The following is a 15,334-nucleotide window of genomic DNA, read 5'->3' as shown; positions in this document are numbered from 1 at the left end:
AAACGTTTGTTATTTGAACTGGATGTGACGCAAAAAGACGCACAGATGAGGGCTGAAAGGGAAAAAAGGCCAGCAACATGCTGGCCCGAAGCGATATCAGTGACGAACAAACTCGTAGTGCTGATCGATAAAGTCAGCAACACGCTGGCTCAGTACCTTGTGCACCGTCCTGGTCGGATGCACCTGATCCCAGAACATATGCTCATCGCAGTTAAGAGTCGCAGCTCGCCCTTTTGCCTGCCCGCTCACCACCGCCTGCGCCAGGATCGGGTTACCGGCAATAGCCACTCTTTCGGCGACACTCAAAGCCGGGGTCGCAGCCACCTCGGCGGCGCTGCCGGAGAACGGCTTCCACGTATAGCCACCACCGTAGCAGGCGTGTTCTGTGTCACTCAGCCCGAACTGCTGAGGATCGCGCATCATCTCGTCAAACTGCTTGTCCACTTCGAACAGCTTCACGATGCCAAGGGGAGCCAGCTCGCGAGTGAGGTTCTGCAACTTCTGGTTGTGGTAGCTGGCCACATGGCGCACCTTCTCCACCACCTTCATGCTGCGGGCTGACGGGGTCTGCCCCAGATCAGGAATGTTGAACAGCAGGATCTGCTGCGCGCCGTTGAGCACCAACCGGTTGGATGCCAGCCGGATGGTATCGATCACCCTATCCGCATCCCGCTCGGTGTTCCAGCCATAGGCCAGATAGTCGTTGGCACCGACCCAGATCACCACCAGATCATCGGGGCGGAACTTGTCCTTTTTCAGGAACTGATCGATCTCGTAATCGAGGTTGTTGATCACCTGATATTTGGGATCCCAGGACCAGAAACCGAGCCAGCCGTTCAGGGCGCCCAGATGGTTATAGGCCACCGCGGTTGCACCGCCTTCCGCCTCGTTGGCCACGACCAGACCGGGAAAACGCTCGTCACCCAACTGCTCCAACCACACCGGGCCGTTGCTGAAGCGCCCGTTGAAGTAGGGTGGGCTGGAGGGGAGATACCCCCGCATCTTCTTGTACATCTTGCCGGTATCGGAGAGGCTGTCACCAAACATCACGACCCGGGAAAAAGGTTGGCGTCCCTCTGCCGCTTGCGCGGTCAATGCCATTAACCCCAATAAACAAACAAGCCATTTTTTCATATTGTTATGCTCTTCGATTAAGCAGGTGAGACCTGCGGACTTCTCCTCGAGTGGCGACAGGCATGGGAAGAGTCTGCTGCCACTGACTTCTGGTGAAGGCGACAGATTACAGTTCCAGATGAAATCACACATGTTCCGCCACCGATGAAATCGCTTGCGCTAACAAAACAGACAATCACACCAGCCTATTTCTTTCACGCTTGTTTCACGCCCCCCCCGGCACAATGCCCCCATACCAACGACAGGAGTATGAAATGAACAAGGCAAGCGCAAGCGTAATCGGACTGTTGACCCTGATGTCTGTCTCCTCTTTTGCCATGGCGGCCTATATCGGCCCGCAAGAGCAGAACAAGGTTTCCGTTGCTCAACTGAAAGATCTGGCCGATGACAGCTGGGCCACCCTGGAAGGGAAACTGGTCAAGCACCTGGGCGGCGAGAACTATCTGTTCCGCGATGCCAGCGGTGAAGTGGAGGTCGAAGTGGATCAGGATGTGTGGCGTGGCACCGAAGTGGGCCCGGATGATCAGATCCGCATCCGTGGTGAAGTGGACCACAGCTGGAACAAAACCGAAGTGGAAGTGAAAACCCTGGAGAAAGTGGGCGCGGCCCCGCAGACCAAGGGCGGCTTTATCGCCAAATAAGGCCACTTCAACGACGAACTGGCCAGACGTTAAAAGGGCGCTTGATATCAAGCGCCCTTTTGCATGGTTAACCCAGCGTCACCGCTTAACCGGCCCGACTGGCAAAGGCTCTCTTGAACCCCTTCTCGGCCTGATTGACCTTGTAGAGGTAACGGCGCGCCTCCTCTTTGGGATGCTGCTCGGTCAACACCTGATAGACCGCCTCGGGGGAGAGCCGGTTGATCCGGCCCGGCGCCGCCTTGCGATCGCTGGAGAAGGTATTGAGCACCCCGCCAGCGCCACCGTTATAGGCGGAGATCACCGCATAGCGACGGGAGCGCGGATCCTGAATATCCGCCAGATAGACGGTCTGCAACAGGTGCAGATAGGCGGTACCGACATCGATGTTGTAGGCCGGGTTGAACAGCTCCTCCCGGGTCGGCTGGCCGTTCTTGCCCTTGACCCGCACATAGACGTCACGACCGGCAGTGGCCGGGATCACCTGCATCAGGCCATAAGCGTTGGCATGGCTCACTGCATAGGGGTTGAAGCTGCTCTCGGTCTTGATCACCGCATAGATCAGGCTCTCCGGCACGCCGTATTTGCGCGACGCTTCCCGGATGATCCCCGCATACTTGTAGCCCCGTCGATCTTCATGGTTGGCCACCATGGGTATATCGACGAAGAAGATGGTGCGAATACCCAGAGTGCGCTTCTTCATCGCCGTGTTGAGCAGGTAATCGGCATAACGCTCGGCGCGCCAGGAGGCGCGGATTGGCTGGCGCTGATTATCCAGCACCTGACCGTAGAGGAAAGGCTCGCCGCCGGTCAGAATTTCCCGATCGGAGTAAAGATCCACTTCGGCCGGATCGTCCGGCGTCAGCAGGGTCTCGATGATGGCGCGACGCAGGTGAGCGCGGGGATCGATGCCCGAGACCGTCTCCACCATGATGTGGCCGCTGGAGAAGTCGATGTGGGCCCGGCTCTTGTACTGATCCGTGTATTTTACGTAGTCAAACTTGCCCGCAAACAGCGCCTCCCGCCCCCATATCTCGTTAACGTTATGGGAGAGCGCGCTGATCATGTGTTCAAAACCGCGGATGTCCTTGCCGTTGACCAGATCGTCATCCTCACTCCCGCTGGGCTTGGGGGAAGATGAGCAGGCAGAGAGAAACAGCAGGGTGCACAGCAGCCAAAAAATTCGGCCCATAGGATCCTCAAACCGGGCAGCAGAGCTGCCCATCATTCATTTGCTGCGACTTCAGGAGCGGTCACGCCAGTGTGGCGCCATTCCCGCACCTGTTCACACGTACAACAGCCGGAGAGCTTACTGGGCAGGCGGGGTGTAACCTTCGATCTGCACTTCACCTGCATCAAACAGGTAGCTGACCATCTCTTTTTCCAGCAGTTGGCGATGCTCAAGATTCATCATGTTGAGCTTTTTCTCGTTGATCAGCATCACCTGCTTCTTCTGCCACTCGGCCCAGGCTTCCTTGCTGATGTTGTCAAAAATCCGCTTGCCGAGCTCACCGGGATAGAGTTGGAAATCCAGACCCGGGCCCTCTTTTTTCAGGCGTTGGCAAAATACAGTACGGCTCATGTTGACCTCTATGGTTGTAACTCTGGATAGGCGAGCAGACGGGCCGTGGCGGCCGCCAGCCCCACCTCGGCAGGATGGCGTAAGTTATACCAGAGTCGGTTATCTGCTTCCATGAGCCGCAGCGGCTGCGCCTCATCAATGTCAATCAGCAACGGCTGAATATCGAGATGGAAGTGGCTGAAGGTATGGCGAAAACCGGCCAGTTCCCGATAACCGTGATGGCTCAGGCCAAGGGACGCCAGCAGACCATCCACCTCCGCCAGCGAGGCCACTTGCGGGAAGCAGTAGAGCCCGCCCCAGATCCCCTGTGGCGGCCGCTTCTCCAGCAGCAGCTCATCACCGTGACGGATCAGCAGCATGATGCCATCGCGGGCCGGAATGCTCTTCTTGGGCTTGCTGTTGGGATAAGCGGTAGGCTTGCCTTGCGACAGCCCCTGGCAATCGGCCCGCACCGGACAGCGATCACAGGCAGGCTTGCTGCGGGTGCAGATAGTGGCCCCGATATCCATCATTGCCTGATTGTATTGCGCCACCCCCAGCTTGGGGGTGAGCCGGATGGCGATCTCCCACAGTTCGTTCTCCACCTGTTTCTGGCCAGGCCAGCCCGGCAGCGCCAGCCAGCGGGTGAGTACCCGCTTCACGTTGCCATCAAGGATGGCATGAGGCTGACCAAGAGAGAGCGACAGCACGGCCCCGGCGGTAGAACGGCCAATGCCCGGCAGCGCCATCACCTCGTCAAAGCGCTCGGGAAAGAGGCCGTGGTGATGATCGCGGATCTGCTGGGCCGCCTTGTGCAGGTTGCGGGCCCGGGCGTAGTAGCCAAGCCCGGTCCAGTGGTGCAGCACCTCATCGACAGGGGCATCGGCCAGCGCCACAACATCGGGGAAGCGCGCCATAAAACGCTGGTAATAGGGGATGACTGTGGCGACCTGGGTCTGCTGCAGCATGATCTCCGAGACCCAGACCCGGTAAGGGGTCTTCTCCTGCTGCCAGGGCAGGGTTTTGCGGCCATGAAGCTCGTACCACTCCAGAACCCGGCTTGCGAAGGTTGATTGATTCACGTTGTTCTCATGTCGTTGATATATGGGGAACTCTGCGGTTCCTTCGGCTCATCTGGCCTGAGCGGGCATAAAGTCATCCCGCAGCACAGCGCCAGCTGTCTGGTGCGGCAGCGTAAGGCCTCGTCACGCCCAAGTCAAAGCCGCGCTGACTGGCGCTGCGGGCAGGTGGTGGTCAGGCAGCAAAGCGGTAACAAAGACGATATACTCGGCCCCACGATTGATGACGGGAGAGACGGTTTGCAGACTTATCTGGTTGGGGGCGCAGTGCGGGATCGCCTGCTGGGATTGCCGCAGGGCGACAGGGATCATCTGGTGGTCGGCGCCACCGTGGAACAGATGCTGGCGCAGGGTTTTACCCAGGTCGGTCGCGACTTTCCCGTGTTTCTTCACCCCAAAACCCAGCAGGAGTATGCCCTCGCCCGTACCGAACGCAAACAGGGTCAGGGCTACACCGGTTTTGTCTGCCACGCCGCCCCCGATGTGACGCTGGAGCAGGATCTGCTGCGCCGGGATCTCACCATCAACGCCATCGCCGAAGATGATCAGGGCCAACTCCACGATCCCTACGGTGGCATCGAGGATTTGGAAAAACGGCTGCTGCGCCACGTCTCCCCCGCCTTTGCCGAAGACCCGCTGCGCATCCTGCGGGTCGCCCGCTTCGCCGCCCGCTTCCACGCTCAGGGCTTTACCATAGCGCCGGAAACCCTCGCCCTGATGAGCGAGATGACGGCCGCTGGCGAGCTGGCCCACCTCACGCCGGAGCGAGTCTGGAAGGAGCTGGAAAAAGTGCTGCTGGGGCCGACCCCGCAGATCTTTATCGAGGTGCTGCGCCAGTGCGGCGCCCTGAAGGCGCTGTTCCCAGAGATTGATGCGCTGTTTGGCGTCCCCGCCCCGGCCAAGTGGCACCCGGAGATCGACACCGGCATCCACACCCTGATGGTGCTGGAGCAGGCGTGCCGGATCTCCCCGGAATTGACCGTCCGCTTTGCCGCCCTCTGCCACGACCTTGGCAAGGGAGTAACCCCCAAGGAGTTCTGGCCAAGCCATCACGGTCATGGCCAGAAGGGGCTGCCGCTTATTCGTGCCCTGTGCGAGCGGTTCCGGGTACCCAATGAGTGCCGGGAGCTGGCGCTGCTGGTGAGCGATCTGCATACCCACATCCACATCGCCTTTGAGCTCAAACCCGCCACCCTGCTCAAGGTGTTCGACAAGGCTGATGCCTGGCGTCGCCCCGAGCGCTTTGCCCAGTTGCTGGATGCCTGCCGCGCCGACTTCCACGGCCGCACAGGTTTCGAGGAACGGGTCTACGCCGAGCCGGACTATGTGGCAGAAGCGCTGGCTGCCGCCCAGGCGGTGCCGGTGAAAGAGATAGTGGCGGCCGGTTTCAAAGGGGAAGAGATCAAGGAGCAGCTGGCCAAAAAGCGCACTGATGCCATCAGCCGCATCAAGGATGAGTGGACCTTTATCGAGGAGTAACCTCGGCCCCATAACAGACGGCCGCCCTGATGATGAGCTCCGCAAGGAGAGCATCGCCAGGGCGGCCGTTTTGCATCCTGATTGATATGTGAGGGAACGCTAACCCCTGCTGGTGCCGTTATGCCGGACCAATTCGCTCCATCAGGCTCATATGGGATGAGCCATCGTGGCGCTTGAGGTTCTGACGATACTCAAACTGGCGCTGGCTCTCTTGCTTGAGCCCCAGCATCAGCGAATAGCACATCGCCAGCATGATCACCGAGAAAGGCAGCGCCGCTATGATGCTGGCCGCCTGCAAGGCTGCCAGGCCGCCGGAGACCAGCAGGATAGCAGCAACCAGCCCCTGCCCAAGACCCCATACGGCGCGGTGCAGCACCGGCGGCTCCTGATCACCGATGGAGAGCAGGGTGGTGATGACCAACGTGCCCGAGTCACTGGAAGTGATGAAGTAGGTGCAGATGAGCAGGGTCAGCACGGCCTTGGCGATCCAGCCGAAGGTATCCCAGTGCAGCAGTTCGACCGTCTTGTAAAGCGCCAGCGTCACATCCTGATTGACCGCAGCCACCACACCGCCACCACCAAACAGCTCCAGATTCATCGCCGTACCGCCAAACACGGTGAGCCAGAACATGCCAAGCAGCGAGGGTACCAGCAACACACCGAGCACAAACTCGCGGATAGTACGCCCCTTGGAGATACGGGCGATAAACATGCCGACAAACGGCGCCCAGGCAATCCACCAACCCCAGTAAAACGCCGTCCAGCTCGACTGCCAGGCCGAGGTGCCGTTGGCCTCGGTGTTGGTCCAGAAGCTCAGTTTGACGATGTTCTGCAGGTAATCACCGATGTTCTGTACATAGGCGTTGAGGATATAGGTGGTCGGCCCCAGCACCAGAAAGAGTGCGAGCACGAACACGCTCAGCCAGATATTGAGCTCGGAGAGAATCTTCACTCCGCGCCCGACCCCGGAAACCGCCGACAGAGTGGCGATCAGGCTGATACCGCCAATCAGCCAGAGCTGGTTGGACTGCGACACCGCCATACCAAACATCTGGTTGAGGCCGGTATTCATCTGGGAGACCCCCAGACCCAGGGAGGTCGCCACCCCGAACACGGTGCCGAACACGGCCAGCACATCGGCCGCATGGCCCCAGAAACCGTAGATCCGCTCGCCGAGGATGGGGTAAAGCACAGAGCGGATCGCCAGCGGCAACTTGCGACGATAACTGAAAAAGGCCAGCGACAGGCCAACGATCACATAGATGGCCCAGGGGTGCAGGCCCCAGTGGAAGAAGGTGAGGCGCATGGCGATCTGGGCCGCTTCCGGGGTCATCCCTTCGGTAATGAACGGATTGCCCTGCAGATGGTTCATCGGCTCGGCGATGCTCCAGAACACCAGACCGATCCCCATGCCAGCGCTAAAGAGCATGGAGAACCAGGCGAAGTAGCCGAACTCCGGTACCTGGTCGTCGTCACCCAGCCGGATGCTGCCAAAACGGCTGAACATCAGGTAGACAGCGAAGAACAGGAACAGGGCGACCACCAGAATGTAGTACCACTTGAACCCGGCAATAATCTGATCCTTGGCACCGACAAACCAGGCGGCCGCGGTATCGGGAACAAATACGCCAAACAGCAAAAACAGGGTGATCACGGTGAGGGCCGTCATGGCCATAGTCGGGTTGAGGCCTTTCAATAGCCCTTTGCTTGCTCGCATCCAGCCTCCTTAGTCGTTGTTGAAAAAGTCTTCGCCCACATGATCACCGGCCCCGCCGATGGCACGATAGACCAGCTTGCCAGCTGCTTGTTCGCGGTGATCCACCAGCGAAACCGAGGGCTGGCCATTCACCGCGTGACGCTTGCCAAGGAAGATGGCCATGGGGACGCTCAGATTGGAGATACCGCTGGTGATCCAGAGGCGATTGAAGTCGTAAGAGCCACCGATGAACTCCAGCTGGGCCAAGCCGGTATCGAGGCCGGTCAGATAGAAGTTCATGGCACTTTCGTCAGGAAAGAGGTGCACCAGCACATAGGCGTAGCGCAATTCATTCACCAACTCCTTTAGGTTGAAAGTACCTGTCTCACTGCAAGAGAGGGGTAACTCACCATCATAGTGGTGTACCTTGAGGTTGTTGGGGTCTTCATCATAGGCAGGCTGATAGCGCACAAAAGCCGAGGTATCCGGCAGTTCATAGCGCACTCTGACCACACGTAACTCGGCCACCAGAGACTTGATATCCAGCTCGTCATTCATCATTTAGCTCCTCAAATGTCAGGGTGAATTCCGTGAAATGCCCGTCAACCTAACACAAAATTAATTAGAGCAGAAATTATTACAACAAAAACCATATTGACCTTGTGACGAATTAGGCGGAAAATTTTGCGCCTCTCCATAGCCTTCCAATAACGCACATCCCATGGAAAAACATGATGAAGTGCTGGTCGCCCTGCGCCAGATTATTCGTGCCATCGACATGCACTCCAGGCGCTTGATCAAAGAAGCCGGGCTCACCTCCCCGCAACTCTTGCTGCTCAAAGGGATCGATGAGCTGGGACAGATCTCCATGCGCCAGCTGGCCGATCACACCAACATGAGCCAGGCCACCGCCACCACCATCATGGACCGATTGGAGAGCCGCCAACTGGTGCAACGCGTTCGCAGCAATACCGACAAGCGCAAGGTTCACGCGACACTGACTGACGCAGGTCGCGCCCTGCTGGCCCAGGCCCCGACCCCGCTGCAAGAGCGCTTCATCCAGCGTTTTCAGGCGCTGGAAGCGTGGGAACAGACCCTGCTGCTCTCCTCCCTGCAACGCATCTCATCCATGATGAATGCAGACGAAATCGACGCGGCCCCGGTGCTGAGCGTCAGACCCCTCACCGAAGAGCAGGCATAAAAAAGCCGACCTCGTTGGGTCGGCGAAAAGTGCTAAGGGCAACCGGATTTCTCATGAGTTGAGAAAGACCTGCATAGGGCAAGGGATGGTCGATGCCCGGATAACAGGCATCGACTCAAATATCAGCGGGGCAACCGATAGAGCGCCGCTACGTTGCGCGCAGTGAGTTGAATATTGGTGCTGGCGCTCTCCAACGCCTCCGGCAGGGACATGACGCGGTTGACCACGGCGAATACCGCGTCCAGCCCGTGATCATGTACCACACCGCAATCGTCGGTCAGGCAACCGGAGATACCGATCACCGGCTTGCCGAACTGCTTGGCGCAACGTGCGACACCGATTGGCGTCTTGCCATGGATGGTCTGGCTGTCGATGCGACCTTCACCAGTAATGACCAGATCCGCATCGGCCACTTCCTCGGCCAGTTTCAGCGCTTCGATGACGATCTGGATGCCGGGCTTGAGCTCGGCACCAAGCAGACCGACCAGCGCGGCCCCCATGCCACCGGCAGCGCCCGCCCCCGGAATATCCTTCACCTGCTTGCCAAGGGTCTGCTCAATGCAGTCGGCATAACGGGAGAGGTTGGCATCGAGCTGCGCCACCATCTCGGGGGTCGCCCCCTTTTGCGGGCCAAACACCGCAGAGGCGCCTTTCGGGCCGCAGAGCGGGTTGTTCACATCGCACGCCACCTCGATAATCAGATCGCTCAGGCGCGGATCCAGACCGTTCAGATCGATGGTCGCGAGTTCGGCAAGACCGGCGCCACCCAGCTCGATGGCAGAGCCATCCGCTTTGAGCAGCTTGCCGCCGAGCGCCTGGATCATGCCGGCACCGCCGTCATTGGTGGCGCTGCCGCCGATACCGAGGATCAGATGTTTCACCCCCATCTCCAGCGCAGCCAGGATCAGCTCGCCAGTGCCGAAGCTGGAGGTAAGCAGCGGATTGCGCTGCTCGGGCGCCACCAGATGAATGCCGGAGGCGGCGGCCATCTCGATGACTGCGCGCTCGCCATCACCCAGCAGGCCGACGAAGCCCTGCACCTTGTTACCTAGGGGCGCGGTCACTTCGACCGGCAGGATCCGGCCACCGGTGGCATCCACCAGCGATTGCACCGTGCCTTCACCGCCATCGGCCATCGGCAATTTGACGTAGGTGGCGTTCGGCAGTACCTGCTTGAAACCGGCCTCGATGGCATCAGCCACCGCCATGGCGCTCAGACTCTCCTTGAATGAATCGGGGGCAATAACAATTTTCATATCAATTCCTTAGGCGAGGCCAAACACGCCAAACATCAGGGTGGAGACAGTGGCAATGGTCAGACCGACTGCGGTTTCGTAAGGGATAAGTTTCAGGCGCTCACCCACCCCCATGTGGACGCTGCCACCGGTGGCATGGAAGAAGGAGCCGTGGGGCATGTGGTCAAACACGGTGGCACCGGCATGGATCATGGCTGCTCCGGCCAGACTGCTGATCCCCAGTTCAATCAGGGTTGAGCTGAATACGTTGGAGGCCACCACGGTACCGGCGGTGGTCGAGGCAGTCGCCAGTGACATCAGGGCACCGGAGATGGGCGCCAGCAGGTAAGAAGGCAGACCGGAGGCTGTCAGGCCGCTGATCAGCACATCTTTCAGGCCGGAGTTGGCAATGATGCCCGCCAGGGTACCGGTACCCAGCAGCATGATGGCGACCGGCGCCATACGGGCGAGACCGGATACCGCAAACTGGTTCACCTTGCGGAATTTACCCATCATCAGGGCGCCGACCAGACCACCGAGGGGCAGTGCAATCAGCGGATCCACCACGATACCGGCGACCGGCCGCAGGGCCAGCAGCAGGATGGCGACCAGCGGCGCGCTGATGGCGGCGGCAAAGCCCGGCAACTTGGCACCGGCAAAGCTCACCACTTCATCAGCAGCAACCTTGCTGCCCTTGCTGTTCAGCCGCTTGGCCAACCAGTAGGCCATCACCAGACCGAACAGACCCGGAATGATGCCCGCCGCCATCACAGAGGTGAGGGGCAGATGGAAGGCATCAGCCGCGGCAATAGCGTTAGGGTTGGGGGACATGACGTTACCCGCCTTGCCGCCGCCGATCATCGCCAGCAGGATGGCCGCCTTGGAGAGGTCGGCACGGCGGGCGATGGCCAGCGCGATGGGGGCGACCGTGATAACGGCCACATCCACGAATACGCCGACCGCAGTCAGGATCAAGGTTGCCAGCGCCAGCGCCAGCAGGGCGCGGGTTTCACCGAGTTTCTTGACGATGGTTTCGGCGATGGTGGTGGCCGCGCCCGATTCGATCAGCACGCCCGCCAGTACACCGGCCGCTAGGATCCGCATCACCGCAGTGGTGATCCCCTGGGCACCGCCGATCATCAGGGTGACGGTCTGGGTCAGATCGGCACCGCCAATCAGGCCACCGGCCAAGGCACCCACGATCATGCCGTAAGCGGGCGGCACCTTCTTCAAAATGAGGATGATGGCGATGGAGAGCGCCGCGATGGCGCCAAGGGCAGTAACCGGGATCATGACGGACACCTTCAATGGGAGTGAATGGCCGCCATTATGGAGATCTGCAATCAGAATGCTTTGGCTGAATAGCCAAAAAACGTGTCATGTAAAAGTAGTTTTTTGTCTAATTTTACAATCACAAGTCGAGATTAAGGCCGAGATAGAGCAAAAATTTGTCGTCTAACTTGTTGAAATTCAACCCGGTTATCTGCTCTATCCGCCCCAGCCGATAGCGCAGGGTATTGGGGTGAATGAACAGGGCTTCGGCACAGCGATGCAGATCACAATCCTGCAAGAAATAGTGGCGCAGGGTCTTCTGCAGCGCCCCCTTGCCATCTTCTCGGGCCAATTTCTGCAGCGGTGTGCGCAGCTGATCCGCTTGCCAGGAGTCCGCCAGACTGCCGAGCAGCACCGGCAAACGGTAGTCCTCAAAGAAGTAGACCTGTTTGCGCGGCGCCTGCCGCATGCCACGGCGCAGGGTATCTCGCGCCGTCTGGTAAGAGCGCGCCAGCCCGTCGATCCCGGCGAAGTAATCGCCCACCGCGATATGCACCTTGAAGTGGGGAATGCGCGCCAGCAACTGCTTGATCCGGCTGCGCTCCTGCGCCGATTGCCAGACGCCATCACTCAATTGTGCCGGTTTGAGCACCACTATCTCGTCGAGCCCGTTGATGGCGACCAGATTGTCCCGCTCCGGGTTCTCCAGCTGATGAACCAGCTCCCGCAGACGCGCCGGATCGGCCTCCTCCAGCGCCAGCACGGCCACCACCCGAGGCTGGGCCAACTCCAGTCCGAGAAAGCGGGCCGCCTGCTGCAATTGATCGACTCGCCCCTCGCCCCGAATGAGCTGCAACACCAGCTCCTCCTTGTGGCGTTTGTCCCACTGCAACTGCTCGGTAAGCGCCGCCTGCTCCAGGATCAGTTCTGCCGTCATTCGCACCAGCTCGGCGTAAGCACGCACTTCCTCCGGATCGCCGGAGATACCGATCACCCCGATCAGCTCCCCCTGATAGGAGATGGGTAAATTGATGCCGGGTCGCACCCCTTTGAGCTGCAGGGCAGTCGCTTCGCTGATCTCCACCACCCGGTTTTCGGTCAATGCCAGCACGGCCCCTTCGTGGCGCTGATGGATCCGCTCCGGATTGCCGGACGCAATGATGAGGCCATGTTCGTCCATCACGTTGACCGAAAAGGAGAGGATCTTCATCGCCCGTGCGACGATCTGACGGGCAAGGTTATCGTTTAGCTGCATAACATCTCCGGACAAGGGGCTGATCTGGCTACGTCACCACGAGGCGATTCAGGGCACATGGGCGCAAAGATGCCACATCATCAAGACAAGCGAGAGGGGGATCGCTAGAATAGGCCACTTTACCCGATGTGTGCCCCGCCATGGAGCAGGAATTGCGTGCTTGCACCCGCCTGCCCGTGATGGCCCATCCCTCCGATCTGGACTGTGCTATGGATTATGAATTTCGCCGCGACCCGTTTGGTGGCTATCGCGCCCGGTTCTCCATGGGCCATGAAGCCATCGGTCAGTGGCTAATCGACGAGGTTGGCAAGGATGAAGAGAAGCTCGACGAGCTCTTCTCCATCATTGATCAGCTCTCCAACCGCACCCGAGTCGAATACCGGCTCAACGGCGGTGACTACTCCCTGCTGCTGACCCATGAAGAGGCGGAGGTGAAAGCCAACGCCCTCAATATCGAGCTGGGTGAGGATCTTGACGATCTCGCCTACTACGATGATGAACAGCTGGCCATGTGCGGGCTGGAAGATTTTGCCCAGGTGCTCACCTCCTGGCGCGCCTTTATCCGTAACGAGGATATGGGCTGATTGACCCAATGTCGGATTACTATGTCGGGCAAACGTGCCCTTTTGCCTAACTCAACAGGATTGACTATGTCTATTTACGATTTTGATGACGAACTGCCGGAAGACGAAGAACAGGAATCCACCAAGAAAGCGGCTGCACCTGCCAAGAAGAAAGGCAAGCAGGTGATGAACACCCAGGTCAACCTGAGCCCGCGCGATGCCAGCCGTCTGAACGGCATGCACGTTGAAGCGATCGCCACGCTGGACGATGTCAGCCTGCCGAAGAACGTCATCTTCAAGGCTGGCCTGATCGCCCTGGGCGAACTGGAAGCCAGCAAGCGCGCCGATATCATCGCCCGCGTGATCGCAGAATCAGGCCGCTAATCGCCCCTGAAGGCATAAAAGAAAGCCGGAGCCACTGCTCCGGCTTTTTGTTTTCCGGCCGTGCACTCTCAACGGCAATCGATCCCCTTTCCGGCTCGGGAGATCAGTTGGTCATAGCGGCCATCGGCACGGGCGGCAGCCAGGGCATGATTGAAGCGCTCAAGCAGGCTGGCGGCCTCCGGGTACTGCCGTGAAATGATCAGATAAAAAGTATCGCTCTGGCGAAAGTGGGGCAATGCCTGCAGATGGCAGGGGTCGCCAAACAGCTGACGGCTGGCATCCCGGGTCACCGTCTCGTTCATCGGCAGCAGATCGATCCGTTTGCGAGCCAGCAGTTGCAGACATTGTGCCAGTGTCTTGGGGCGCTGCAGATCCAGCCCGAAACGCTTGATCACCCCGTCGGCATGGCTGGTGCTCCACCCCAGCGGAATACAGACACGCAACCCTTGCCAGCGGCCAGCCTGAATGGTCTCGCTCCCCCGATAGGTGAACCAGGAGAGGCGATCAATATGAATGGGAGCGCTGTAGTGGAAGAGCTTGGCCCGCTCGGCAGTCCAGGCGTAGGGGAAGGTGGCCGCAACCAACCCATTGCGGGTCAACTGATAGCCGCGGGGCCAGGGCAGGTAGTCGACCTGGATCTCCCGATACCCGGCCTCTTGCAGCAGGGTCGTCACCAGCCGGGTGCTCTCGCCGCCGTCAGGCAGGGCCTTGCCGGTATAGGGGGTGAACTCACCGGTCACCAGCAGCAAGGGTGCCGCCTGCAGCCAGACACACCAACAACACAACAACCACAGACAGTGCTTCATCAGCTGCTCTCCCTTTACCCTGTTGATGAGTATAGAGAAGGGATCCGACCACCTCCTGCGCGGTTGTCCTGCTAACGCCCACTTGTTAAGGTTGCCGCCTGCCTCGATCAAGGAGATCCAATGCTACCCCTTCCCGACTCATTTATCTGGGGCGCGCTGGCACTGGCCGTGCTGCTTGCCCTCTTCCGCCAGCGTCTTCCCGCCTTTGCCCTGCTGGGACTCTCCCTGCTGCTGGCACTGTGGCTTGACCGAATGACGCTACCCGCCCTGCTGATCTCGGTCGCAGGATTACTGCTGGCGTGGCGTACGCCAACCCTCCCCGCCCGCTGGGCGATAGCGGCCAGAGTGGTGCTGATCCTCTGGGCGATTGCGCTGACCCTGCACCTCATCCCCGGCTTCAACAATCTCAAGGTGCTGGATCAGGCGCTGGCAGGCCCCGCCAGCGTGCCGTTCAACATGTATCTGAACCTCGACAAACCGCTGCTGCTCTTTGGCTTGCTGCTGGCCTGCCCGATGCTGCTGGGCAAGGGGGGCGCAATCCGCTGGCGCCCGCTGGCCCTGTTACTGCTGCCGCTGGGTACCCTGCTGGTCATCGCCTGGCAATTGGGAGCACTGAAACCGGAAGTGGGTCTGCCCCACTGGTGGTGGCTGTTTGCACTCAACAATCTGCTGTTCACCTGCGTGGCGGAAGAGGCGCTGTTTCGTGGCGCGATCCAGCAGGGGCTGACCGAACGTTACCGCCCCTGGATTGGCATCGTCGTGGCTGCGCTACTGTTCGGAGCCATCCACCTGCCCGGTGGCCCGCTGCTGGCGCTGTTTGCGACCCTGGCAGGCTGCTGCTACGGCTTGGCATTCCAGCTCAGCGGGCGACTCTCCGTGGCCATCCTGATCCACTTCGCCTTCAACTTCGCCCATCTGGCGCTCTTCACCTACCCGCTGGCCCACCGCTAACTCCTGAAGTGAAGGCGCCCGACACGGGCGCCTTCCCTCGCTCTTCCCTCTCTCTTTAAGCGTGCTGCCTCGCTCGCTTT

16 protein-coding genes are annotated in these 15,334 nt (G+C 59.8%); 6 read left to right on the top strand and 10 right to left on the bottom strand.

Annotated features, from left to right (window positions below; translation table 11 throughout):
• Positions 1–96 precede the first annotated feature (96 nt).
• Complete coding sequence (locus AB5Z09_RS22175) at positions 97–1,134, bottom strand: SGNH/GDSL hydrolase family protein (protein WP_219264740.1); 1,038 nt, start codon at positions 1,132–1,134, stop codon at positions 97–99.
• 254 nt (positions 1,135–1,388) lie between these two features.
• On the opposite strand from AB5Z09_RS22175, the gene AB5Z09_RS22170 reads away from it, so the two are divergent.
• Positions 1,389–1,775: a YgiW/YdeI family stress tolerance OB fold protein gene (locus AB5Z09_RS22170; protein WP_368196316.1), complete on the top strand. Its 387-nt coding sequence runs from the start codon at positions 1,389–1,391 to the stop codon at positions 1,773–1,775.
• 85 nt (positions 1,776–1,860) lie between these two features.
• Here AB5Z09_RS22170 and mltC read toward each other — a convergent pair whose 3' ends face one another.
• The 3 genes from mltC to mutY form a co-directional block, all read right to left on the bottom strand.
• A complete protein-coding gene (gene mltC / locus AB5Z09_RS22165; protein WP_005354839.1) occupies positions 1,861–2,964 on the bottom strand; it encodes a membrane-bound lytic murein transglycosylase MltC in 1,104 nt (367 codons plus the stop codon).
• 117 nt (positions 2,965–3,081) lie between these two features.
• Positions 3,082–3,354, bottom strand: coding sequence for an oxidative damage protection protein (locus AB5Z09_RS22160; RefSeq protein WP_005335828.1), 273 nt, complete (start codon positions 3,352–3,354; stop codon positions 3,082–3,084).
• Between the two features lie 8 nt (positions 3,355–3,362).
• Positions 3,363–4,415, bottom strand: a complete 1,053-nt coding sequence (gene mutY, locus AB5Z09_RS22155) for an A/G-specific adenine glycosylase (protein WP_042052456.1) — start codon at positions 4,413–4,415, stop codon at positions 3,363–3,365.
• 237 nt (positions 4,416–4,652) lie between these two features.
• Between mutY and AB5Z09_RS22150 the strand changes: the two genes are divergently transcribed.
• Positions 4,653–5,891, top strand: a complete 1,239-nt coding sequence (locus tag AB5Z09_RS22150; RefSeq protein ID WP_368196315.1) for a multifunctional CCA addition/repair protein — start codon at positions 4,653–4,655, stop codon at positions 5,889–5,891.
• Between the two features lie 118 nt (positions 5,892–6,009).
• On the opposite strand, the gene AB5Z09_RS22145 is transcribed toward AB5Z09_RS22150, so the two are convergent.
• Positions 6,010–7,608, bottom strand: a complete 1,599-nt coding sequence (locus AB5Z09_RS22145) for a BCCT family transporter (RefSeq protein WP_005335834.1) — start codon at positions 7,606–7,608, stop codon at positions 6,010–6,012.
• 9 nt (positions 7,609–7,617) lie between these two features.
• A complete protein-coding gene (locus tag AB5Z09_RS22140) occupies positions 7,618–8,145 on the bottom strand; it encodes a hypothetical protein (protein WP_368196360.1) in 528 nt (175 codons plus the stop codon).
• 163 nt (positions 8,146–8,308) lie between these two features.
• Between AB5Z09_RS22140 and AB5Z09_RS22135 the strand changes: the two genes are divergently transcribed.
• Entirely contained in the window at positions 8,309–8,788 is a 480-nt protein-coding gene (locus tag AB5Z09_RS22135; RefSeq protein ID WP_013723454.1) for a MarR family winged helix-turn-helix transcriptional regulator, read from the top strand.
• 122 nt (positions 8,789–8,910) lie between these two features.
• Here the strand turns inward: AB5Z09_RS22135 and AB5Z09_RS22130 are convergent, their stop codons facing one another.
• The 3 genes from AB5Z09_RS22130 to AB5Z09_RS22120 form a co-directional block, all read right to left on the bottom strand.
• The gene (locus AB5Z09_RS22130) at positions 8,911–10,044 is read right to left on the bottom strand and encodes a glycerate kinase (RefSeq protein WP_368196314.1); all 1,134 of its coding nucleotides are present in this window, start codon (positions 10,042–10,044) and stop codon (positions 8,911–8,913) included.
• Between the two features lie 9 nt (positions 10,045–10,053).
• Positions 10,054–11,316: a GntP family permease gene (locus AB5Z09_RS22125; RefSeq protein WP_368196313.1), complete on the bottom strand. Its 1,263-nt coding sequence runs from the start codon at positions 11,314–11,316 to the stop codon at positions 10,054–10,056.
• Positions 11,317–11,434: 118 nt separating this feature from the next.
• Positions 11,435–12,550 carry a sugar diacid recognition domain-containing protein gene (locus AB5Z09_RS22120; RefSeq protein ID WP_005340325.1) on the bottom strand — a complete coding sequence of 372 codons (1,116 nt, stop codon included), beginning with the start codon at positions 12,548–12,550 and terminating at the stop codon, positions 11,435–11,437.
• A 209-nt stretch (positions 12,551–12,759) separates the two neighbouring features.
• On the opposite strand from AB5Z09_RS22120, the gene AB5Z09_RS22115 reads away from it, so the two are divergent.
• Together AB5Z09_RS22115 and AB5Z09_RS22110 are read left to right on the top strand one after the other, a co-directional pair.
• On the top strand, positions 12,760–13,134 hold the full coding sequence (locus AB5Z09_RS22115) for a YacL family protein (RefSeq protein WP_026034971.1): 375 nt from the start codon (positions 12,760–12,762) through the stop codon (positions 13,132–13,134).
• Positions 13,135–13,200: 66 nt separating this feature from the next.
• Positions 13,201–13,497, top strand: a complete 297-nt coding sequence (locus AB5Z09_RS22110) for a hypothetical protein (protein WP_005340323.1) — start codon at positions 13,201–13,203, stop codon at positions 13,495–13,497.
• A gap of 68 nt (positions 13,498–13,565) precedes the next feature.
• Here AB5Z09_RS22110 and AB5Z09_RS22105 read toward each other — a convergent pair whose 3' ends face one another.
• Positions 13,566–14,303: an ABC transporter substrate-binding protein gene (locus tag AB5Z09_RS22105; RefSeq protein ID WP_127006980.1), complete on the bottom strand. Its 738-nt coding sequence runs from the start codon at positions 14,301–14,303 to the stop codon at positions 13,566–13,568.
• Between the two features lie 120 nt (positions 14,304–14,423).
• Here AB5Z09_RS22105 and AB5Z09_RS22100 point away from each other — a divergent pair, with 120 nt between their 5' ends.
• Positions 14,424–15,254 (top strand): lysostaphin resistance A-like protein, encoded by an 831-nt coding sequence (locus tag AB5Z09_RS22100; protein WP_368196311.1) that lies wholly within the window; start codon positions 14,424–14,426, stop codon positions 15,252–15,254.
• The last annotated feature ends 80 nt before the right edge of the window (positions 15,255–15,334 follow it).

The organism is Aeromonas sp. R2-2 (assembly GCF_040908355.1).
Taxonomy (GTDB): domain Bacteria; phylum Pseudomonadota; class Gammaproteobacteria; order Enterobacterales; family Aeromonadaceae; genus Aeromonas; species Aeromonas veronii.
The sequence above is the reverse complement of the archived record's forward strand: the minus strand, read 5'-3'. Positions and strand labels throughout refer to the sequence as shown.